Origin of the sequence: Flavobacterium pasteuri (assembly GCF_048286615.1) — a bacterium.
Classification (GTDB): Bacteria; Bacteroidota; Bacteroidia; order Flavobacteriales; family Flavobacteriaceae; genus Flavobacterium.
Genome location: NZ_JBLVPN010000008.1, coordinates 52,707 through 75,010 on the forward strand (window position 1 = coordinate 52,707; position 22,304 = coordinate 75,010).

At 33.8% G+C, this 22,304-nt stretch carries 22 protein-coding genes; 13 read left to right on the plus strand and 9 right to left on the minus strand.

What is annotated here, in order from left to right; genetic code table 11:
• Positions 1–1,114: 1,114 nt before the first annotated feature.
• From ACNQF6_RS12585 to ACNQF6_RS12595, 3 genes are all read left to right on the plus strand, one after another.
• Entirely contained in the window at positions 1,115–2,269 is a 1,155-nt protein-coding gene (locus ACNQF6_RS12585) for a phospholipase D-like domain-containing protein (protein ID WP_417966259.1), read from the plus strand.
• Between the two features lie 836 nt (positions 2,270–3,105).
• On the plus strand, positions 3,106–3,462 hold the full coding sequence (locus ACNQF6_RS12590) for a YceI family protein (RefSeq protein WP_417966381.1): 357 nt from the start codon (positions 3,106–3,108) through the stop codon (positions 3,460–3,462).
• A 255-nt stretch (positions 3,463–3,717) separates the two neighbouring features.
• Positions 3,718–5,613: an SPFH domain-containing protein gene (locus ACNQF6_RS12595; protein ID WP_417966260.1), complete on the plus strand. Its 1,896-nt coding sequence runs from the start codon at positions 3,718–3,720 to the stop codon at positions 5,611–5,613.
• A gap of 262 nt (positions 5,614–5,875) precedes the next feature.
• Here ACNQF6_RS12595 and ACNQF6_RS12600 read toward each other — a convergent pair whose 3' ends face one another.
• On the minus strand, positions 5,876–7,084 hold the full coding sequence (locus ACNQF6_RS12600) for a cysteine desulfurase family protein (protein WP_417966261.1): 1,209 nt from the start codon (positions 7,082–7,084) through the stop codon (positions 5,876–5,878).
• Between the two features lie 18 nt (positions 7,085–7,102).
• Positions 7,103–8,023 (minus strand): EamA family transporter, encoded by a 921-nt coding sequence (locus ACNQF6_RS12605; protein WP_417966262.1) that lies wholly within the window; start codon positions 8,021–8,023, stop codon positions 7,103–7,105.
• 204 nt (positions 8,024–8,227) lie between these two features.
• Between ACNQF6_RS12605 and ACNQF6_RS12610 the strand changes: the two genes are divergently transcribed.
• On the plus strand, positions 8,228–9,172 hold the full coding sequence (locus tag ACNQF6_RS12610) for a hypothetical protein (protein ID WP_417966263.1): 945 nt from the start codon (positions 8,228–8,230) through the stop codon (positions 9,170–9,172).
• Positions 9,173–9,311: 139 nt separating this feature from the next.
• On the opposite strand, the gene ACNQF6_RS12615 is transcribed toward ACNQF6_RS12610, so the two are convergent.
• Together ACNQF6_RS12615 and ACNQF6_RS12620 are read right to left on the minus strand one after the other, a co-directional pair.
• A complete protein-coding gene (locus tag ACNQF6_RS12615) occupies positions 9,312–9,863 on the minus strand; it encodes a Smr/MutS family protein (RefSeq protein WP_099714811.1) in 552 nt (183 codons plus the stop codon).
• On the minus strand, positions 9,856–10,038 hold the full coding sequence (locus tag ACNQF6_RS12620) for a hypothetical protein (protein ID WP_099714810.1): 183 nt from the start codon (positions 10,036–10,038) through the stop codon (positions 9,856–9,858). Before ACNQF6_RS12620 ends, ACNQF6_RS12615 begins: the two co-directional genes overlap by 8 nt.
• 101 nt (positions 10,039–10,139) lie before the next feature.
• Between ACNQF6_RS12620 and ACNQF6_RS12625 the strand changes: the two genes are divergently transcribed.
• On the plus strand, positions 10,140–10,418 hold the full coding sequence (locus ACNQF6_RS12625; RefSeq protein WP_121342508.1) for a DUF2752 domain-containing protein: 279 nt from the start codon (positions 10,140–10,142) through the stop codon (positions 10,416–10,418).
• 32 nt (positions 10,419–10,450) lie between these two features.
• On the opposite strand, the gene ACNQF6_RS12630 is transcribed toward ACNQF6_RS12625, so the two are convergent.
• On the minus strand, positions 10,451–11,149 hold the full coding sequence (locus ACNQF6_RS12630) for a DUF1003 domain-containing protein (RefSeq protein WP_417966264.1): 699 nt from the start codon (positions 11,147–11,149) through the stop codon (positions 10,451–10,453).
• 392 nt (positions 11,150–11,541) lie between these two features.
• On the opposite strand from ACNQF6_RS12630, the gene cysM reads away from it, so the two are divergent.
• The 3 genes from cysM to ACNQF6_RS12645 all read left to right on the plus strand — a co-directional run bounded on the left by cysM (position 11,542) and on the right by ACNQF6_RS12645 (position 14,278).
• On the plus strand, positions 11,542–12,429 hold the full coding sequence (cysM, locus tag ACNQF6_RS12635) for a cysteine synthase CysM (RefSeq protein ID WP_417966265.1): 888 nt from the start codon (positions 11,542–11,544) through the stop codon (positions 12,427–12,429).
• Positions 12,430–12,572: 143 nt separating this feature from the next.
• Positions 12,573–13,265 carry an SGNH/GDSL hydrolase family protein gene (locus tag ACNQF6_RS12640; RefSeq protein ID WP_417966266.1) on the plus strand — a complete coding sequence of 231 codons (693 nt, stop codon included), beginning with the start codon at positions 12,573–12,575 and terminating at the stop codon, positions 13,263–13,265.
• A 26-nt stretch (positions 13,266–13,291) separates the two neighbouring features.
• Positions 13,292–14,278, plus strand: coding sequence for an aldo/keto reductase (locus ACNQF6_RS12645; protein ID WP_417966268.1), 987 nt, complete (start codon positions 13,292–13,294; stop codon positions 14,276–14,278).
• 67 nt (positions 14,279–14,345) lie between these two features.
• On the opposite strand, the gene ACNQF6_RS12650 is transcribed toward ACNQF6_RS12645, so the two are convergent.
• Both ACNQF6_RS12650 and ACNQF6_RS12655 read right to left on the minus strand, forming a co-directional pair.
• The gene (locus ACNQF6_RS12650) at positions 14,346–14,756 is read right to left on the minus strand and encodes an OsmC family peroxiredoxin (RefSeq protein ID WP_417966269.1); all 411 of its coding nucleotides are present in this window, start codon (positions 14,754–14,756) and stop codon (positions 14,346–14,348) included.
• A 108-nt stretch (positions 14,757–14,864) separates the two neighbouring features.
• Positions 14,865–15,908 carry a sensor histidine kinase gene (locus tag ACNQF6_RS12655; protein ID WP_417966270.1) on the minus strand — a complete coding sequence of 348 codons (1,044 nt, stop codon included), beginning with the start codon at positions 15,906–15,908 and terminating at the stop codon, positions 14,865–14,867.
• Positions 15,909–16,399: 491 nt separating this feature from the next.
• Here ACNQF6_RS12655 and rlmD point away from each other — a divergent pair, with 491 nt between their 5' ends.
• Genes rlmD through ACNQF6_RS12670 form a run of 3 tightly spaced genes read left to right on the plus strand, consistent with a single transcriptional unit; the run spans position 16,400 to position 19,221 of the window.
• Positions 16,400–17,812: a 23S rRNA (uracil(1939)-C(5))-methyltransferase RlmD gene (gene rlmD / locus ACNQF6_RS12660; protein WP_417966271.1), complete on the plus strand. Its 1,413-nt coding sequence runs from the start codon at positions 16,400–16,402 to the stop codon at positions 17,810–17,812.
• Between the two features lie 37 nt (positions 17,813–17,849).
• The gene (locus ACNQF6_RS12665) at positions 17,850–18,386 is read left to right on the plus strand and encodes a DUF6452 family protein (protein WP_417966272.1); all 537 of its coding nucleotides are present in this window, start codon (positions 17,850–17,852) and stop codon (positions 18,384–18,386) included.
• Positions 18,358–19,221 carry a DUF6048 family protein gene (locus ACNQF6_RS12670; protein ID WP_417966273.1) on the plus strand — a complete coding sequence of 288 codons (864 nt, stop codon included), beginning with the start codon at positions 18,358–18,360 and terminating at the stop codon, positions 19,219–19,221. The genes ACNQF6_RS12665 and ACNQF6_RS12670 overlap by 29 nt, the downstream gene beginning before the upstream one ends.
• 81 nt (positions 19,222–19,302) lie before the next feature.
• On the opposite strand, the gene ACNQF6_RS12675 is transcribed toward ACNQF6_RS12670, so the two are convergent.
• Together ACNQF6_RS12675 and ACNQF6_RS12680 are read right to left on the minus strand one after the other, a co-directional pair.
• Complete coding sequence (locus tag ACNQF6_RS12675) at positions 19,303–19,539, minus strand: hypothetical protein (protein ID WP_282712429.1); 237 nt, start codon at positions 19,537–19,539, stop codon at positions 19,303–19,305.
• A 58-nt stretch (positions 19,540–19,597) separates the two neighbouring features.
• Complete coding sequence (locus tag ACNQF6_RS12680; RefSeq protein ID WP_099714799.1) at positions 19,598–20,773, minus strand: THUMP domain-containing class I SAM-dependent RNA methyltransferase; 1,176 nt, start codon at positions 20,771–20,773, stop codon at positions 19,598–19,600.
• Between the two features lie 69 nt (positions 20,774–20,842).
• On the opposite strand from ACNQF6_RS12680, the gene ACNQF6_RS12685 reads away from it, so the two are divergent.
• Together ACNQF6_RS12685 and ACNQF6_RS12690 are read left to right on the plus strand one after the other, a co-directional pair.
• Positions 20,843–21,607, plus strand: a complete 765-nt coding sequence (locus ACNQF6_RS12685; RefSeq protein ID WP_417966274.1) for a class I SAM-dependent methyltransferase — start codon at positions 20,843–20,845, stop codon at positions 21,605–21,607.
• Positions 21,608–22,276 carry a ZIP family metal transporter gene (locus ACNQF6_RS12690; protein ID WP_315164392.1) on the plus strand — a complete coding sequence of 223 codons (669 nt, stop codon included), beginning with the start codon at positions 21,608–21,610 and terminating at the stop codon, positions 22,274–22,276.
• Positions 22,277–22,304: the final 28 nt, after the last annotated feature.

The window sequence follows — 22,304 nt, forward strand, 5'->3', positions numbered from 1 at the left end:
ATAGAATATTTTATTGTTTGTCTCTTTTTTATAATCATGCTGTGGATAGCAGTATTAAAAACTCAAAAGATGAAAGGATCCTTTAAACTCAGAAAAGTATCTGATAGTGGAATATTCATACACTAGACATTCACTTTACTTATTCTGTTTATCATTTTTATGAACTATAAATCAGGGCAAAATGTTACTTAAATAATTTGGTCTGTGGTTTTTATCTTGTGCATTTTCGTTACTGTTTTATTACACGAACTCGGCCATGCTTTAGCCGTAAAAATTACAACATAAAAACCAAACACATCAGCCTTTTACCCATTGGCGGATTTACCCATTGGAATGATTACCAGAAAAACCATCGGAAGAATTAATTGTCGCTTTTGCGGGAACTTTTGTAAGCATTATGCAGCTTTTATCACTAGATTCTTTATTACCATTGCGGATACTTCAAAAACAATTAATGGCTTGAACGCGAATAATTTTTTTTCTCAATTTCTTTTTAGTCAATTTCTGATAGGTACTTTTCAATTTAATTCTGGCATTTCCTCTAGATGACGGCAGGATTTTACGTGTGTTCTTACCGTTCAAATTACAAAAGTATACTGACACAAGAATACCGGCTTTTATTAGGCAAATAATAGCTTTTGGAATTACTATTATTGGTTTTTCTCGACTCAATTTTATTTTTTATCTGTATTTTTGTTAGCAATGGAACTCCAGTCGAGGCTAGTGATGTATAAACTAAATTCATTCTGAAAGTAATCAAATCCCATGCTGTAGTATTAATGCAATATCCTCTGGCTCTTTAAAAAAAACAGTGGTTAAATTAGTATTGGACAGCCTGATTACTGAAGAAGGCTTTCCGGTAGGAACACTGAATCGGGATCAGATTATTATGGCGCTTTCCATAAAAGGAGATGACTAATTTATTTACAATGCTATGGATCGAAATTTAGTTTATCTTGATAGTGCTTCTCTTTTAGAAAAAGTCTTAGGGCTCATTCAACTCAACAAATCAAGATTAATGCTCGTTATGGAAAATAATAAAGTTATTGGTATTTAGATGTTGAAAATCTTATAGAATTTCTTTTAATTAACGAAGTAAAAATAAATAAAGCCTATGATAGAAAGTAAAAATAACCTTATTGCTCCAAAAAATCTGGAACTTGTTTACAGTGGCGAAGATTATTTTTCTCGATTAGAGGCTATTATTCGGAATTCACAGTTTGAAATTCACATGCAAATGTATATTTTTGAAAACGATGCAACCGGAAATAGAATTATTAAAGCATTAAAAGAAGCCGCTTCGCGTAAGGTTCAGGTTTATGTTCTTTTGGATGGTTTGGGGTCTTTATCATTTCCCGCAGAAATACTAAAAGAAATGAGACAAAGCGGCATAAACATTCGTTTTTTTGCTCCTTTATTTTCAACCTACACTTTTTATCTAGGCAGAAGACTGCACCGAAAAGTTATTGTTGCTGATGCAAAAGTCGTGCTTATTGGCGGTATAAATGTAGCCGATAAATATTGTGACTCCCCTACGGAAGCTCCTTGGTTGGACTATGCAGTACAATTAACAGGAGAAATTGCCGAACCACTTCAAAAATTATGCACGGATATCTATTTAAAAAAAAAACACTTACAAAACAATAAAATAAAATTTTCCTTTCCATTTGAGGAAGATGGAATGGTTCGCATCCTTCAAAATGACTGGTTAAAGGGAGAAAATGAGATTTGTGATGGGTATATAAAATCAATTCGAAATGCGAAAAAAAACATCATTATTGTGGGAAGCTATTTTCTTCCTGGTATTCGAATCATTCGAGCCTTAAAAAAAGCTTCCAAAAATAAAGTGAAAATTAAATTAATTCTTTCGGGAAAATCAGATTTACCGCTTACGAGAAGGGCTACCTGTTTTCTTTATGGCAAATTGCTTAAATATAATATTGAATTGTACGAGTGGGACCAATCCATTTTACATGGAAAAGTGGCAGTAATAGATGGCAATTGGACAACAATAGGATCTTTTAATCTGAATAATTTAAGTTCGTACGGAAGCCTTGAAATGAATGTTGAAATAAATTCTGTTTCATTTTCTAAAATGTTTGAAGCACACCTCATCAAAATTATTGCTCAATGCCAAAGCATAACGCCCCAATCACTCAAAACTAAGAACAATCTATTTACAAAATCCATTAACTTACTTTCGTATTGCGTTACCCGAATAATAGAAATAATTGTGACGTACACTCCCCATAAGCGATTCAATAATTGATTTTTTTTGCTAAGAATAATTACAGTTTCTATTCCAATAAAAAATACTTTTAAGTACTGTTGACAAATAATTTTCAATAAAATCAATGCATTCATTTTTATTTAAAATATTGATAATTAATATTTTATAGATATCAATAATAAAACTACCAAGATCAAAAACTAAAAAAGAGGATTAGATTCAAAAAGATTTGGAACATACATTCTCAAAAAAATAGTGCTTATTCAACATTAATATCAATTGTTTTTTAGTTCATTTCTCAAAAAAAATGTTTAACCTGGTTTACATAGGAACCGTAAATCACCATATTGCAATTGAAACCCCTTTAAGCACTAGCTTAAAAATTCTTTATAAAGATCCAATTTTAAACCAGGATTCTTAATAGAAATAAAGGGGAAATAGTCTCTAATCTAAATACGATTTCGACGCATTGGATTTTGCACAAACAATAATTTCTTTGTACAAAAATCAAAATAACAGGCCATTAGTTACCAAATATTCAACGCAGTCTGGATTATGCTGAAGTTTTATTGTCTAATGATATACCAGATGTTTACACCACAAGAATTTTTTTCTTGAATACATAACATATTGAAATAAAGCTGTTTATTCTTATTTTAATACCTAAAAATTAATTGAATTTTATACATTAAAACATTTAAAACCACAATCATTTGTGCGTCTTTTTAATGTATATTAATATTGATAAAAGCGAGATTACAAACTCCGGACGTCCTTAAAACCTGTCAAATAATTAAGAAACAATACCTCATGAAAAATATAACAACCATCATCGCAACACTATTTTTATCTACTTATCTGCTGGCACAAACAACATAGAAAGCAGATTCAATGCCTCAAAACTTACTTTTAGCACCGTGCTTCATGGTATTTCGGATATAGCGAGATTATTCAAAAAATTTGAGATAACCGCAACAACTAACAAAACGGATTTTAGTGATGCTGTATTTGAACTTTCGATTGATGTTACCTCTATTGACACCGAAGTGGAAATGCGTGATAATCATTTACGAAGTGCTGATTTCTTTGACGTGGAAAAATATCCTAAAATAAGTTTTAAAAGCATGTCTATTCAAAAAATCGGAAAGAATAAATACAAACTTATTGGCACACTCGCATTGCATGGAATAACAAAACCGGCAATAGGGCGGAGAAATAAAGAAATGGATTAAAAACAGACGAGTTATTGACTTCCATGTTCTGTTTTAAAATAATTTATGAGCAAAAAACACCGCTAAAAATGTTAATATTCAAAATGCCAACTTTTGATTGAATCAAAATTAATCGGGTCTTAAAGAGCCTGTTTACAGTGTTAAAAGCCACATTTTTTTATATAAATTTAGTAAGATTATTCAAACGTTAATTATTCTGATTTTTAGAATTAACACTAAAAATTGCCTTAATTTTACAATTCTAATTTATAAAATATGACAACAATTACAAATTATTGGTGGGTACTGGCATTGATTATATGCCTAATTCTTTACAAATTCGTTTTACGTGTTTTCTTCGGAATGGTAATCGTTCCTGAAGATAAAATTGGTTTAGTGACCAAGAAATTTGTCCTCTTTGGATCTGAAAAATCCTTACCAGACGGTAGAATTATAGCTACCAAAGGGGAGGCTGGTTTTCAGGCAAAAACACTTGCTCCAGGATTATATTGGGCTATGTGGCCGTGGCAATTTTCTGTTGAAATGGCTCCATTTACCATTATCCCTGAAGGTAATATTGGGCTACTTTTAAGTAAGGATGGTGCCGAAATACCAACGGGTAGAATTTTGGCACAAAAAGTGAATTCAGACAATTTTCAGGACGCTACCTTATTTCTCAATAATGGTGGGCAAAAAGGACGTCAATCCGCCTTTATAACTACAGGATCTTACAGGATTAATACCTTTTTATTTGAAGTGGTAATGTCTCCTCAAATTGTGATTTCAGAGAATATGGTCGGAATTGTAACTGCTATGGATGGTGAGCCAATTCCTATTGGCCAAATAGCAGGTAAATTTGTTGAAAATCATAATAACTTTCAAGATTTTGATCAATTTCTAAAAAATGGTGGAAATCGTGGATTGCAACCACAGGTTATGCTTGCCGGATCCTATTATATCAATACTTGGGCGATACAAATAGAGCAAACTCCTATGACAGATGTGCCCATAGGGTATGTTGGGGTTGTGATCTCTTATATTGGCGAAGACGGACAAGATGTAACAGGTGATACTTTCAAACATGGAAATATTGTTTCAAAAGGGCAACGTGGTGTATGGATGGAGCCGCTTGGTCCTGGAAAATATGCCTTAAATAAATACACTACTAAATTAGAGCCTGTTCCTACAACAAATCTAGTGTTGAACTGGGCAGATGCACGCAGTGAATCCCATAATTTAGACCAAAATTTATCCACAATTACCGTTCGCTCAAAAGATGGTTTCCCTTTTAATCTCGATGTTTCACAAATTATTCATGTTCCCGCGAATGAAGCTCCAAAAGTAATTGCCCGTTTTGGGAGTATGAATAATCTTGTTTCGCAGGTTTTAGAACCAACAATAGGGAATTATTTTAGAAACTCCGCTCAAGAAAGTGATGTAATATCCTTTTTATCAACAAGAAAAGAACGTCAGGAATCTGCTAAAAATCATATCAAAGTGGTTCTTGATGAATACAATGTAAATGCCGTTGATACACTAATAGGAGATATTGTACCTCCAGAATCCTTAATGAAAACTCTAACTGACAGGAAGATTGCCGAAGAAGAGCAAAAAACTTATCAGACGCAAAGAATGGCTCAGGAACAACGTCAGGGAATGGAAAAAGAAACTGCTATTGCGGATATGCAAAAAGAAATCGTAAAAGCATCTCAAAGTGTTGAAATTGCACAACGTACTGCTGATGCAACAGTTAAAAAAGCAGAAGGAGATGCAACTAGTTTAAAATTAAATGTAAATGCAGAGGCAGAAGCTACTAAAATGCGTGCCAATGCCGAAGCGGAAGCTACTAAAGCAAGAGCTGGAGCACAAGCAGAAGCGACAAAACTAACTGCAAGTGCCGAAGCTGAAAGAATTTCTAAAACGGGTCTTGCTGAAGCTGAAAAAATTATGGCTATAGGTAAATCAACTGCCGAAGCCTATCAATTACAAGTTTCTGCAATGGGTGGTGATAATTTCACGAAATACAAAATAACGGAGGAGATTGGCAAAGGAAAAATCAAAGTAATTCCTGATGTTTTAATCTCTGGAAATAATGGATCTGATGGACCAATCAGCGGTCTTCTTGGAATGAAACTAATGGAAATGATGGATACAAAAAGTGAGAAGGAATAAACAGTAATACAATAGTTTTTTATAAAATGTTCAACAAACGTCATTCAAAATTTACTACTTATCCAATAATCCGGAATTAGTACATAAAATAGACTCAACGATGACAAATATTAACGGAGCTAGTTTGCGTCTCAATGAAAATATGGAAGCCTTGAAACACAATTTTCTATTTCGGGGTTATTTTAAAAAACAAGAAAAAGTAAAATTGAAAGAACAAAAAAATAAGTGAAAATAAATGACACCATTTTTTCGAGCTCAATTTTTATATTGTTTTCAACGCATCAATAAGTAAATTAATATCCTCTTTTGTGTTGAAATGACTGAACGATATGCGCAAACTTGGTTTTTTCAAATCCTCTACAGAAAGCATTTCGGCTAAAACATGAGAAGGCTTTATGCTTCCTGACTGACAGGCGCTTCCGCGGGAAACAGCAATTCCTTTAATATCTAAATGAAATAAGATCATAGCCGTTTTTGCTGGTGCAAAAGGCAAAAGAACATTCAAAACAGTATAAAACCCATCCGGATTTCCATTAATTTTAAATTCCGGAAATTCAATTTTGAGTTGGGCAATCAAATAGGTTTTTAACTCAGCAATATGATTTTGCTCAGCTTCTAAGTTGGTATAGGAAACTTCTAATGCTTTTGCCATGCCAGCAATTTGGTGCAACGCTTCAGTTCCAGCACGCAATCCTTTTTCTTGTTCTCCACCAAAAAACAAGGGTTGTAACCCAGAATTTTTTCGAATAAAAGCAAAACCAACCCCTTTTGGTCCATGAAATTTATGCGCACTTGCCACAATAAAATCAACAGGAATAGTTTGCAAATCAATCGCTACTTTCCCTGTAGATTGAACCGTATCCGAATGAAATAATACATTATGCTCTTTACAAATGCGACCTATTCTTTCTAAATCCAGAATGTTTCCCGTTTCATTATTCACGTGCATCAGGCTGACCAATGTTTTCTTTTCTTCCGAAAAAGCATTTAAGTTTTGGTTGTCAGGAACCCACTTTTTTATTTCATCGGAAGAAAATTCTTTTTTGATGTGGGTTTCCTGCGAAAGTAACTCTACTAAATGAGTAATGTCTATATCTCCATTTGGTTTCACATTCACATAATCAATTTGAATATCATATTCTTTTTCTAAGACTAAAGCTGTGTATAAAACTGCATGGTGCTCTATTTTACTAGTAATAATTCGTTTTACCTGTAAATCTCTAACTGCAGAACGAAGTATCCAATTGTTAGCTTCGGTGCCACAAGAGGTGAAAATAATTTCCTGAGCAGTCGCATTTAGATTCTTAGCAATTGATTTTCTGGAAAGTTCCAATATACTTTTGGCGGCACGACCCAAACTATGCGTTGATGATGGATTTCCATAATCTTCCGTCATCACTTTAGTCATTTCCTGGATTACTTCGGTACGAATAGCGGTTGTAGAAGCGTTATCGAGATATACTTTTTTCATTTTTTTGAAAATTATAAATTATTTTAAACCCTCTATTTCTGCTGGAATACTTTTCGATTTTCTAGAAAAAATAAGCTTTTCATTAAAAACAACTATCGAAATCATAATCAGAAAATAGGAAAATAACTGAAGTGAACTAACGTTTTCATCATAATAAAATACCGCTAATAGAAACCCAATAATCGGATTAATATAAATCATAATCCCAACTGCAGACGAATTAATTCCTTTTAATGCGTACAAGTTTAAAAACAACGGAATAATCGTAAAAAAGACTACGATTACCAGTAAACATCCATAAAATAAGGGTTCTGTGGGCAAATCTCCGCTATAATTGGGATAAAAAGGAAGCAGAATTATTGCAGTAAAAACTAATTGAATTGTCAAAACAAGGAATTTATCCAATTCACTATTTTTTCGTTGACTCACTAAATACATTGCATATGTCGCTGCCGTAATAAGGCTATAAAAAATGTCTTCAAAATGATTCAATGACAATAAAATACAACTAAAGGCACTTATCAAAACGGCAACCCATTGCCATTTACTCAGTTTCTCTTTTAATATAAAAAAAGCCAATATAGTCGTTAAAATTGGGCAAATCATATACGCTAATGAAGCCGCTTTTACACTAACGTGATTCATCACATAAATAAAAACAAACCAGTTTGAGGATAGAAATACGCCACCGCCAAGTGTCAACGAGATAACACTTTGCTTTTGTTTTGCTGTCATCGATTTGAAATGATTCCAATTTTGCAGTATGATATTGCGTCGAAAAACGACATTGATAATTACCATCAGCGCCACACTAAAAAAAACACGGTAAAATAAAATGTCTAAAGAAGGATAATTGTGTAATGGTTTTAATGCTAAACTAAAAAAACCCCAGATAAAAAAGGCAGAGAAAGCAGCTAAATAATATTTATTAGGTCTCATTATAGTGTAAAATTTGCGCAAAGATAATGATTTCTATTCGCTTTGAATTCATCCAATAGTAGCAATACAATAAAGCACATGCTTTTCTATCTCTCTCTCTAATTGAAATTTAAAAACCCAATATCCTGTTAAATAATCTATTTTTAAAGGGGAATGCAATTGGAACAAATTAAAAATTCTATTTTTGTTACAAATTTTATAAAAATGAAAAGAGTTGTAAGCCTACTGGTTTTTGCGTTACTGTTAAACGGTTGTGATGATGGAGATTTGATTCAAGAAGACATTAGTTTTGAAGATGTTGCCGCACAAAATTGTACTACAAATGATATTATCTACAAACTAAAGGATAGTGAGGCCCTTATTCTTGAAGTTCTGGGATTTACTTTCCCTACTGAAACTATATCGCAGGAATTAGACATTAATACTTCAAATCGTGTACTATACCGCTTTTACAACGGCGCCGTAACTTCCTCAACCATTTGCGAAACTATACCGCCGGCAACACCTATAGTTATGGATCAATGGACTACTTCAGGCGGAAAAATAATTATAAACACTACCGCTATAAAGACCACAAATACTACTGATAACAGTACTAAAATTACGGGTTACAATCATAATATTACCTTTAAAAACATCACATTTGTAAAAAGTAACGGAACACAAGTTTACGAAACATTCCCTTTTGGTGACTATATAATTAGTGCTACTCCTTTACCTTTTGCATTCAATAAAACGCTTGAACAATGCAGTTCTTCAAAACAATTGTATGATTACAATAGTAGTGAAGCTCTTATTTTAGACATTGATCCCGCTTTAATTGTTAATCAAGCGACACCGCTAAACGCTCCAAGAACCGGATTAATAAGTGATACCAAAAACAAACTTACGTATCGATTATTCTCTGGTTTACTTACGGGTACTTATTTTTGCAACACCACTTTTCCGGCAACTCCTGCAGTAAGTGAAGAATGGATCGGAGTAGCTGGAGTGGCAAACGAAAGCGGAATTGTAGAGGTAACTACTACTACTTTAGGAGCTGGTTTCAAACACACCGTTGTCCTTAAAAAAGCAAAAATGAAGAAGGGAAGCAGTGATTTTATTTTGGGTGATAATTACATTTATGGTGAATTATTGACTACAAATTAATCCCAAATAAGAAGCAAAAATAGAGGCAAAAAACAACCGTTTTTAGTCCAAAAAAAGGTCCGATTTTTAAGCTGTTTTCATTAGAAAATTTGCTTGAAAATCGGACCTTTTTTTGAGCTTTTAATAACTAAAACAAAACTTACATGGCACTTTGCTTGATAAAAACTTCTGTTGCACCTTGACCATATTTTTGATAATTCCCTTCTTGAAAAGCAATGTTATCATAGCGACCCAATAAAAAATCCAGCTCTGCTTTTAGAACTCCTTCACCCACACCGTGGATAAAAACAATTTTGGGAATGCGATTCCGGATGGCAAATTCTATGTGTCGTTTTGCCGTGTCAGTCTGCAAAGTCAGAATATCATAATTCGACATTCCACGTTTATTTGGCACCAGTTTTTCGATGTGTAAATCAAACTCCGGAGCGGGAATTTCGTGCTTTGATTTCTTTTCTTTCACAAAACTTCGTGGTTTTGGTATCTCTTTTTCTTTTGAAACCTCACTTACATTAATTCTTCTGATAGAGTCAAGTAAGTTACTGGAATCATTTATTTTAATCAACTCATTGACAAAAAATGTCATCATGAATCCATCCTCTGTTTCAATCGTAACTTGCTTCTCGTTGACTGACAACACTACTCCATTGATGGCTTCATCGAGCACTGAAACCTTATCTCCTTTGTTAAACATTTTCGTCTTCTTTATCTTGATTTTTACTTGGCGTCTTGGCACTCAATTGCATCATTCCCATCATGAAAACCACAATTGCAATTACCATTATATACACATTTTTTTCGGCACTTACCTGCTCGTATAAAGCAACAGTTATCGCCACAACCATTATTGGAATAATAAACTTTCTCATCTTTTTAAATATCAGTTTTCAAAAGTAATGAATTTAAAATTGCATCAATTATTATCGCAACCGTTTCTTATTTTTTCGTAAAATTGTAAAAAGAAAAACCATTGGATTTAGAAAAATATATGCTCCCTTGTTTAAGCAAAACCCTCTTTGGAATAGAGTGTTTGGGCTGTGGTTTTCAGAGGAGTTTTTTGTTGCTTTTGAAAGGAGATTTTGAAGGTGCTTTTAAGATGTATCCAGCCATTTTTACCACCCTGTTATTTCTAGGAATTCTAGGTTTTAATTTTATCGACAAAAACAGGAATTACAAAAAAATCATCATTGGCTCAGCAATATTAAATGGCATTTTTATGATTGTGGGTTATTATTTTAAGCACTACTAAAAAGTTCTTTTTTTGATTTTTTAGAACAAAAATTATTTGATTCGAGTCAAAATATCATTCATCATTTCGATTTGGACTTTTTGAATTTTTATTAATTCTTCTTGTTGGTGCATAATTAAATGATCCAGTTTCTCATGAAGCATTCTAATTTCAAGTTCTGATTTCAAATTTATCATATAATCTTTTTTGGCTCTTTCCCTGTCTTTTTCTTCTTGACGATTTTGACTCATCATAATTACTGGAGCTTGAAGTGCGGCAAGACATGACAAAATTAAATTCAACAAAATAAATGGGTACGGATCAAATCCTTTGTTCAAGAAAACATAAATATTAATCAGAATCCAAAAAAGAATAAATACTCCAAAAAGGATTATAAATTTCCAGCTTCCACCAAAGGCAGCAACTTTATCCGCTACTTTTTGCCCCACTGTACGAACACCTATTTCATCCTCAACAATACTCACTAATGATTTATCCTCGTTCAAGGAACCGATAACTCTGGTTTCCAGATTTGACAACTCCCCTATTTCGACCAATAAATAATTAGAAATGTATCTCTCCCGATACATATTCAACTCCCCAATTGAGAGGGATTTTTCCTCATCAAAATCAGGATAATCCGTTTGTATAAGAGCTAATATTGGGTTTCGTATGGTTTTGGCAGCAATTTTATCCGCTAATGGAAATTCTTTTTGGGAAATATCGCTTATAAAAGTAGTCTTGGATATCATGGATTGTTATTTATTGGCTAATTTAAAAAACACTTTCATCAAAACTAATAATTCAACTCCTATACATTGAAAATAAAACAGATACACAACATCTTTTTTATCTTAAAAAGCTAAAACAGTATTTCCCACTGCATTTACTATGCATTTATTTAACAAAAGTGTTTCAATAAACAAGATAGCTTTATGTTTAAGAAAGAAATAATTCGAAATAGTTCAATATCTTTGCGTTTCGTTTTAAAACCCATAAAAATGTCACTGAACTACAAAAATATTTCTTTCTGCTATTGTTGTTGCTGTTTTTAAAATCTCCCTTTAAAAAACATTGTTCAAAAACGAATACTAATTGTAATCAACTTAAAATCTGATTATTACAATTTAAGACATCTAACAGCATGAAATCACAAAAAATATTAGACCTTATAGGAAACACGCCTTTAGTAGAAACTACTAATTTGATAAAAAATAAAAACGTAAAACTTTTACTGAAACTTGAAGGAAACAATCCTGGTGGCAGTGTAAAAGATCGCGCAGCCTACAATATGATTGCTTCCGCATTAGAAAGAGGAGAAATCAAAAAAGGAGATAAACTTATTGAAGCGACTAGTGGCAACACCGGAATAGCTTTGGCCATGATTGCCCAATTATTCAATATCGAAATCGAATTGGTACTTCCGGAAGATTCTACCAAAGAGCGCACCCAAACCATGCGTGCTTATGGCGCAACCGTAATTTTGACACCAGCAGCTACCGGAATAATAGGCTCCAGAGATTATGCTGATAAAAAAGTAGCCGAAGGCGGTTACATCATGCTCAATCAGTTTGCAAATGATGACAACTGGAAAGCACATTATAAAACTACAGGCCCTGAAATATGGAATGATACAGAAGGAACCGTAACCCATTTTGTTTCTGCTATGGGGACAACAGGGACGATTATAGGCACTTCAACTTACTTAAAAGAAAAGAATCCTGCGATTCAAATTGTAGGTGCCCAACCCAGCGATGGATCTCAAATTCCGGGAATCAGAAAATGGCCTGAAGAATATTTGCCTAAAATTTTTGACGCCAAGAAAGTAGACACAATCATTGAAGTCTCTGAAGACGAAGCACGAGCCATGACCAAACGTTTGGCTCTGGAAGAAGGAGTTTTTGCAGGAATGAGCAGTGGCGGTTCAGTTGCAGCTGCAATAAAAATGGCCGAAGAATTAGAATCAGGAGTTATTGTAGCCATTATCTGTGACCGTGGCGATCGCTATTTATCTTCAGATTTGTTTGATTAAATTAATTACACGTTATAAAAATAACCTTCCTTTTCTGTATCTTTCGGATATAAAAAGGAAGGTTGTTTCGATTTTAAGCAAGAACAATTTCTATTTTAATCAATACACTATTAAATGATTCAAACTTTATAATCTGGTTACAAATGAAAAACACACCATTAATTTACTGCATTCTATTTTTATCAATCATTATGGGAGGAAAAGTACAGGCTCAAGACTGGCCAAATTTAAATAAATACCAAAATGAAAATGCAAATCTGAAACCGGTAACACCCGGACAAAAAAGAATTGTATTTATGGGAGATTCCATAACTGAATTTTGGAGTATAACCGACCCCGAATATTTTGCCGGAAAACCATACGTTAATCGCGGTATTAGCGGTCAAACTACGCCTCAGATGCTGATACGTTTCAGAGCTGATGTTATCGCTTTAAAACCCGCCGCTGTGCTTATTTTGGCTGGAATAAATGATATTGCCGGCAATACCGGTCCTGCAACATTGGATATGATTGCAAATAATATTTTTTCGATGGCCGAATTGGCAAAAGCAAACCAGATTAAAGTCATTCTTTGTTCTGTATTGCCCGCTTATGATTTCTCTTGGAAGCCAAATCAAAATCCAGCTGAAAAAGTAATGGTACTCAATAAAATGATAAAAAATTACGCTGACGCCAATGGCATTCTATATCTTGATTACTTTTCGGCTATGGCAGATGAACGAAAAGGTTTGCCTGCTTCGTACTCTAATGATGAAGTACACCCAAATAAAACAGGATATCAAGTAATGGCACCACTTGCGGAAAAAGCAATCACCAAAGTCTTATTGCAAAAATAAATTATTACTTTAAAAAGAAACGAAAAATGAACTATCGCAGATTGGGTAAAACAGATTTTGAAATTTCAGAAATATCTCTTGGCACATGGCAGGTAGGCGGAAAATGGGGTTCTCCTTTCAATGATAAAACCGCAGATGAGTTAATCAATACCGCGATTGACAACGGCGTAAATTTTATTGATACAGCCGATGTTTATGAAAACGGATTAAGTGAAACTGCTGTAGGTCGAGTGGTTCGTTCCCGTTCTGAACGAATTTATGTGGCTACAAAATGCGGTCGTCACATTAATCCGCACGTAAATGAAGGTTATCAGTCCAAAGTGCTACAACAATTTGTGGAAGATAGTTTGAGAAGAACTGGACTTGAAACACTGGATTTAATACAATTGCATTGTCCTCCGACTGAAGTATTTTATCGTCCGGAAATATTTGAAATGTTTGACCGTTTGAAAGAGCAAGGGAAAATTTTAAATCTTGGCGTTAGCGTCGAAAAAGTCGAAGAAGGGCTAAAAGCGATTGAATTTCCAAATGTAACTTCGGTTCAGATTATTTTTAATCTTTTTCGCCAGCGTCCATCCGAACTGTTTTTCAAAGAAGCAATGAAACATGATGTTGGTATAATTGCAAGAGTTCCTTTAGCGAGCGGACTTCTGACTGGGAAATTCAATGCTAAAACTACTTTTGACACTCAAGATCATCGCAATTTTAATAGAGATGGAGCTGCTTTTGACAAAGGCGAAACATTCTCCGGTATTAATTACGAACTGGGCTTAAAAGCCGTAGAAGAATTGAAATCATTATTTCCAGAAGCAACAAACTTAGCTCCCATTGCTTTACAATGGATTTTAGGTTTTGATGAAGTAAGCTGTATAATTCCTGGCGCTTCTAATGAAAACCATGTTTTATCCAATTTATCGGTTTATAATTTACCTAAATTAACTTACGAAAAAACTGCAGCGATGAATGACATTTATGACCGCTATATAAAATCCGAAGTACACCAACTTTGGTAATCCATTTTATCACATAAAAAAGGCCCGATTTAAATTAAATCGAGCCTTTTTTTATGTGAATCTTATTTTATACTAAAGTCGCAGTGGTCGAAATTGCAGCATTCAATAATTTAGAAATAGGACAATTTTTCTCTGCTTTAGTCACTAATTGTTGAAAAACTTCATCTGTTATTGCACTTATTTTTGCATTTACCATTAAGTGGGAAGTTATAATTGTTCCTTCCACCAAGTCGATATCACATTTAGTCTCGATACTTTCAATTTCAAAACCAGCTTCAGTGATATAAGCAGAAAGTTGCATCGTAAAACAGCCCGAGTGCGCTGCTGCAATTAATTCTTCCGGGTTAGTCCCCACTCCTTCTTCAAAACGGGATTTGAAAGAATATTGAGTATCTTTTAATGTGGTACTTTGTGTGGTAAGTTTCCCAGCTCCGTCTTTAAGTGAACCATTCCAAACTGCGGTTGCATTTCTTTTCATAATTATCAATTTTTATGTTTTCTCAAATTTAGTTCATTTGTAAAAAAACGCTTTCGTAAAAAGGATTTTTTAACGAAAATTTAAAGTTCGTTGTATCTATAAAATACATTAAAAAATAACCGAAAAAGTAGCACCTTTATTAGCTCCATTGCTTTCTGCTAAAATTTGTCCATCGTGTCTTTCTATTATTTTTTTACATAAATACAATCCAATTCCTGTTGATGGCTCATTTGACGTACCTAATTTACTCATTTTAGTGAATTTTTTGAATAGTTCGTGGCTTTGCTTTTGGTCAAAACCTATACCTGCATCTGTTATTGTAAAAAACAATTTGCCTTCTTGCATATAAACACGAACTTTGATTTCACTATCCGGAAACGAGAATTTTACAGCATTATCAATTAAGTTCACTAAAACTCGTATCAGCAACACTTTATCAATTTTTAAGAGTGCTTCTTCGACTTCAATTGATAAATCCAGTTTAAGGTTTTTATTACTTAGCAGCTGATCCAATTGTTTTGATACAACAGAAAAAATAGAAGAAAACTGCACCATATCATTTTCGGATTTTTTTTCTATAATTTGATCTTGCTCTTTCAGAAGCTTGATGAAGTTTTCAATATAATTATACTGTTGTTCTGTAGATTGAAGGATTAATTCAGCTAATTCTGTTATTGCTTCAGAAGGCTCTTCCTCTAAAATAAGTAATGCCACCGACTTAGAATTCCCTACAAAGTTTCTTAAATCATGGGAAAGCAAATACACTAAATCTTGTTTTTCTGTAATAAAATTTTCATTTTCAGCGATTGAATCCTGAATATTGCTCATCAATAAACCTGCTTCATCAGAGAAATTAGTTGGTAATGAAGGAACAATTCTCTTGTTTCTGTATAGATTTAGAGCTTTAGAAGCCACTTCAATTGGTTTAATTAGTTGCTTTAAGAATAGCAAAGTTGTACCTGTAGCCACTAAGGTCATGGTAAGGGCAAAAATTAAAATAGCATCTGCAGAAATTGTTTTACTGCCATAAAGCACAAAAAACAATAAACCTATCAACGGAATATGAATTCCTATAAATGCGACAAACAAAAATTTGAACGCATAACTATTTTTAAGAAAACCTATGTTAGATAATTTTTTATATAACTGCATGACAATTTGTTTTCGTTTTTTTTAAACAACAGAAAATAATAAAGAACAAAATAAGTGATTAATTTCTTACCAATGCTTAGGATTTTCTAAATAAAATATTAAATTAACCATTTCACTTCAACCAACGTACGTTTAAAAAGAGTACTTGGTTCTTAAATTCGATTTTTTTAATACTATTCTGATGTGTATTTTTATCGAAATAAAGTGAAATTACTTGCCTAAAATCTTCACTTAACAACAAAACTAAACTCTCCCAAATTGCAGAGAAACCCCTCATTTGCGTAAGCTTTGAAACACTTGTCAGTACAGAGCGATTCCTCGTTCCCCTTAAAGAGAGTAGAAAAAATGCTCCTTTACATGCATAGTGTTACTACTTGCGGAAATGGGGGTTTATGGCGGTAAGCCTCAATAGCTCCAATAAAAAACACTTGAAATTAAAAATATTTCCTAATTTGAATTTATAAAACCATTCAAACGCTTATTTTTGCGCTATGGCAAAGAAAAATACAGACAAAGTTGTCTTTCATCAAATAAAAGTCCTTGATGCTGGTGCAAAAGGCGTATCGGTAGCAAAGGCTCCCGACGGAAAAGTAGTTTTTATCCCGAATGTGGTTCCGGGCGATGTGGTTGATGTGCAGACTTTCAAGAAGCGCAAGGCTTATTATGAAGGAAAAGCGGTTCATTTTCATGAATATTCAGAGCATCGTGTAGAGCCTATTTGCGAGCATTTTGGTGTTTGTGGTGGTTGTAAATGGCAAAATATGAAATACAGGCAACAGTTGTATTACAAGCAAAATGAGGTAAAAAACCATTTGCAACGCATTGGAAAAATAGAACTTCCGGAATTTGAACCGATTCTTGGTTCAGAAAAACAGTTTTTTTACAGAAACAAAATGGAATTTTCGTTTTCGAACAGCCGTTGGTTAACCGAAAAAGAAATTGACAGCACCGAAGATTTAGGAAACAGAAACGCACTTGGTTTTCACATTCCGAAAATGTGGGACAAAATTCTGGACATTAATAAATGTCATTTACAGGAAGACCCATCGAATGCGATTAGAAACGAGGTTCGCGCTTTTGCTAACGAACATGGTTTGACTTTCTTTAATCCAAGAGCGCACGAAGGTTTATTGAGAACTTTGATGTTGCGTACTGCTTCGACCGGTGAAATCATGGTTTTGATTCAGTTTTTTGAAAACGACAAAGCCAACAGAGAATTACTTCTCGACCATCTTTACGAGAAATTCCCGCAAATTACTTCGCTGCAATATGTTATCAATAATAAAGCGAATGATACTTTATACGATACAGATATTAAATTATATAAAGGAAGAGATTACATTCTAGAAGAAATGGAAGGTTTGAAATTTAGCATTAATGCAAAATCTTTTTACCAAACCAACTCCGACCAAGCGTATGAATTGTATAAAATAACGCGTGATTTTGCCGGTCTTACCGGAAATGAAATTGTGTATGATTTATATACTGGAACGGGAACTATTGCTCAGTTTGTTTCGAAAAAAGCGAAAAAAGTAATTGGTGTTGAAAGTGTTCCTGAAGCTATTAAAGATGCAAAACTGAATGCTGAACGAAATGAAATTACCAATTGTGAGTTCTTTGTAGGGGATATGAAAGTTGTTTTCAACGATAGTTTCATTGCACAACATGGTCATCCTGATGTAATCATCACTGATCCACCAAGAGACGGAATGCACAAAGATGTAATTGAACAAATTATGAAAATTGCTCCTGAAAAAGTAGTTTATGTAAGTTGTAATTCGGCTACACAAGCGCGCGATTTGGCTTTAATGGATGAAAAATACAAAGTGACCCGTGTACGTCCTGTGGATATGTTTCCACAAACGCATCACGTGGAGAATGTTGTACTTTTGGAAAAAAGATAAGCCCCCTAACCCCCAAAGGGGGAACAATATAAAGGATATGAAAAAAATAATATTAATTGTACTTACAGTAGCACTTTCCTTCTCCAGTTGTGAGAAAGATGACATTTGCGATGCAAATACTCCCACTACACCTCGTTTGGTGATTAGCTTTTATGATTTTTTGAACCCTTCTGTTTTAAAAAATGTAACAAATCTAAAAGTAGTTGGCGAAGGAATGACTGAGGGAATTGTTTTTAATACTGCTACCGGAGATGCTAAATACCTTACGAACGGGAGCACGATTTCGATTCCGCTAAAAACAGTTGAAACCAGTACCAGTTATAGTTTTACTCTAAATTCTGGCAATCCAAATCCAGCTTTGGTAAACGTAGACAATATAAAATTTGATTATACAACCCAAGAATTATTTGTATCGAGAGCTTGTGGCTATAAAACTATCTTTTCATTAGACCCAATAAATCCATACACACATACCAATGCTGCAGTTGCAGATACAAAATGGATAAAATACATCTCGGTTGAAAAAAGTAACTTAGAAAACGAAAATGAAACACACATTAAGATCTTTTTTTAGTTTTTGTCTCCTATTATCGTTGACTTTGGTACAAGCTCAGGACCCGAGCCCAAAAGGCGAACGGGCGAAGCAAACTACTCCTGTCAAAAGTGATCCAAAAAACACCAAAACGGACCAAATGATTCCTGAAGCGCCATTACCATTGGTCAAAATTAATCCTGAAATCATAAAGAACGATTCGATTCCTGTAAAAACAGACCGATATGGGATTCGTGTTGGACTGGATTTATTCAAATTGACACGCGCTTTATATGACGAAAATTATAAAGGAATTGAGTTTGTGGGAGATTATCGATTGACAAAAAAATATTTTTTGGCTGCCGAAATTGGAAACGAAAACAAAACCACGGATGATGACCGCCTTAATTTCACTACCAAAGGTTCGTATCTAAAAGCAGGTTTTGATTATAATGTTTATGAAAACTGGCTGGATATGGAAAATATTATTTCCGTAGGCATGCGCTATGGTTTCAGTACTTTTAATCAGCAATTAAACAGTTATAGAATTTACAATGCGAATCCTTATTTTGGCGAAGTTCCTGTAATTCCTTCCGGTGAAAAATTTGATGGTTTAACAGCCAGTTGGATTGAAGTGGTGGCCGCAGTGAAAGCAAAAGTATTCAATAATGTATTTGTGGGTTTCAGTCTTCGATTGAACCGATTAGTAACCAATAAAGAACCTGAGAACTTCTCTAACTTATATATTCCTGGATTTAACAGGACTTACGATGGTGATTTTGGAGTAGGATTTAACTATACCGTTACCTATTTTGTCCCTATTTATAAGAAAAAAGTAAAACCTGTTGCAGTTCCTAAAAAAGCTGATAAAAAATAATTACGAATTAGGAATAAAAAAATATCGCAAAGAAAACAATCAGTTCTCTTTGCGATATTTTTTTTAATTCGTAAATTTAAGCTACCCTATTTCCTTAATTCCTTTCATGAAAATCCATTTCATGAATAATTTCTCTCCGTCTTTGGTTTTTATCGCATGGAATTTTGGCGACAAAAGTGTTCCAATCACAAATGCAGTTAACGGAATCCAAAATCCGGTTAAATTAGTAAAATGTGCCACTACATATCGAGCGGAAATAAATAATATTGCAAAACATCCCAATTGGTATAGAAATGCTCGTATTTGTAATTTGGTCATTTTTTTAAGTCTTAAAGTTATAAAGTCAAAGGTCGAAAAATAAAAAATTGAATATTGCTTATTCAGCACTATCAGTTGTTACCTGAAACTTTGTTCTCTTACTTCCTTCGTACATTTCGTATTTTACTAAACGAGCTTCTAAACCAGCGTTAAAAAGTTTGATTTTCCTAGAAGGTTTAAGACCTACATATTTCAAAGCTTCCAGATTTGCTGTAATCATCCAAGCATTCGTTCCTGGGTAATTTTTCTTTAATGTATCACCAATGTTTTTATAGAATTCTTCCATGTGAATATCCAAACGCTCATCATACGGCGGGTTGAAAACGATGTGCAATTTTCCTTCTGAAGTCTTTTCAGTGTCAAAAAAGTTTTGTTCTTCAATCGAAATATATTCATCCAGATTGGCATTTTTGATATTGTCTTTGGCTTTTTGAACCGCACTTGGTGCTTTATCATAGCCTTTTATCGTGTAATGAAACTCTCTAATACGTTTCAATAAACTGTCTGAAATAGCATCAAACAAATCATTGTCCCAATCGTTCCATTTTTCGAAAGCAAATTCTTTACGGTTGATGTTTGCCGGAATATTGCAAGCAATCATTGCTGCTTCGGCTAAGAATGTTCCCGAACCACACATTGGATCCAAGAAATCCGTTTGACCGTCCCAACCGGAAAGCAATAGAATTCCTGCTGCCAAAACCTCGTTTATAGGAGCAATATTAGTAGCAGTTCTGTACCCACGTTGATTCAATGCATTTCCTGAAGTATCAAGCGCTACTGAAACCTGGTCTTTATCGATATGAATGTTTATTCTTAAATCAGGGTGTACTTTATCAATACTTGGTCGTTGCCCTGTTCTTTCTCTGAACTGATCGACAATCGCATCTTTACATTTTTGAGAAACAAATTCCGAGTGATTAAAATATTCCGAATGCACCGTTGTATCAATCACAAAAGTCTGATTGGCATTCAGTAATTTAGACCAATTCACTCCCGAAATGCCTTTGTATAAAGCCTGCTCATTATTTGCCTTGAAAAAATAAATAGGTTTCAGGATTTTCAAAGCCGTACGCAAAGACAAATTTGCTTTGTACATAAACCCTTTATCTCCTTTAAAACTAACCATTCTTACTCCTTGCTCCACGTTTTGTGCGCCAAGGTTTTGTAATTCTTTCGCTAATATTTCTTCAAAACCAAAAAAGGTTTTGGCAACCATTTTATAATTATTTTCCATTGTAAAATCAAGTATTCGTTGCAAAAATACACTAAATTTGCATCAATCGAATTAATTGAAAAAGAATAAATGTCTGCAGCACAAAATCCACCAACTGAAAATCAACTGAAATCAACTGAAAACTGGTATACTTCTTGGTTTGACACTCCGTATTATCACATCCTTTACAAAGACAGAAATTATAGAGAAGCGCAAGTTTTTATGGATAATCTTACCCATTATCTTAATCTTCCAGAAAAGGCAAAAGTATTGGATTTAGCATGTGGCAAAGGCCGTCATTCTATTTATTTGAACCAATTAGGATTTAATGTTCTTGGAGCTGATTTATCTGAAAACAGTATTGCTGAAGCCACTAAAAACACGAATGAAACCCTTCATTTCAAAGTACACGATATGCGTGAACCTTTTGAAGAAAAATTCGATGCTATTTTCAATTTATTTACCAGCTTTGGTTATTTCGAAAATGACGAAGACAATCTAACCACGTTAAAAGCCATCAAAGAAAGCCTTTCGGAATATGGTTTTGCCGTGATTGACTTCATGAATGTTGCTCAAGTACTCGAAACACTAGTTCCTGAAGAAACAAAAACGGTCGAAGGCATCGAGTTTCATATCAAACGCTATTTGAAAGACGGTCATATTTACAAAGAAATTGATTTTGAAGATAAAGGTCAAAAATTTCATTTTACCGAAAAAGTAAAAGCCCTTACCCTAAAAGATTTTGAGGAATTAATGGAAGAAGCCGGAATTTATTTATTGGATATTTTTGGCGATTACAAATTAAAAAAATTCCATAAAACAGATAGTGAACGCCTAATCATGATTTTTAAATAAATGAATTACCTTTTACCTTTACTTTCCGTAATCTTAGGCTATATCGTCGCATTGATTATACGTCCAAAGAACAAAACCAACCTAAAATTGCTATTGGCTTTCAGTGGTTCTTTTTTACTTTCATTAACGGTAATGCATTTATTACCTGAAATTTATGAAAGTGCAAATCCAAACATTGGACTCTTTATCATGCTGGGAATCTTGTTCCAGATTATATTGGAATTTTTCTCAAAAGGAGCTGAACACGGTCACGTTCACGGACATGAAATAATGACACAAATCCCGTGGTTATTATTCATCAGCCTTTGTATACATGCATTTTTAGAAGGATTTCCAGTTAGCCATCATCATGATTTAGCCATAGGAATTGCCATCCATCATTTACCTATTGCTATTATTTTGACTACTTTTTTCATCAATGCAAGTCTGAATAAAAAAGCCATTTTTTTCTTCATGGTCACCTTTGCAATCATGACGCCGCTAGGAACTATTTTATCTGATTATTTGCCAATATTAAACGTGTATTATACTGAAATTACAGCCATTGTAATAGGAATATTATTTCATATTTCGTCTACCATTATTTTCGAAAGCAGCGAAGGACACAAGTTCAATATCGCCAAAGTTTCGATGATTGTGATAGGAATTGCGTTGGCATATTTTATATAAATTTATAAAGCTAAGAAACAGAAATTAA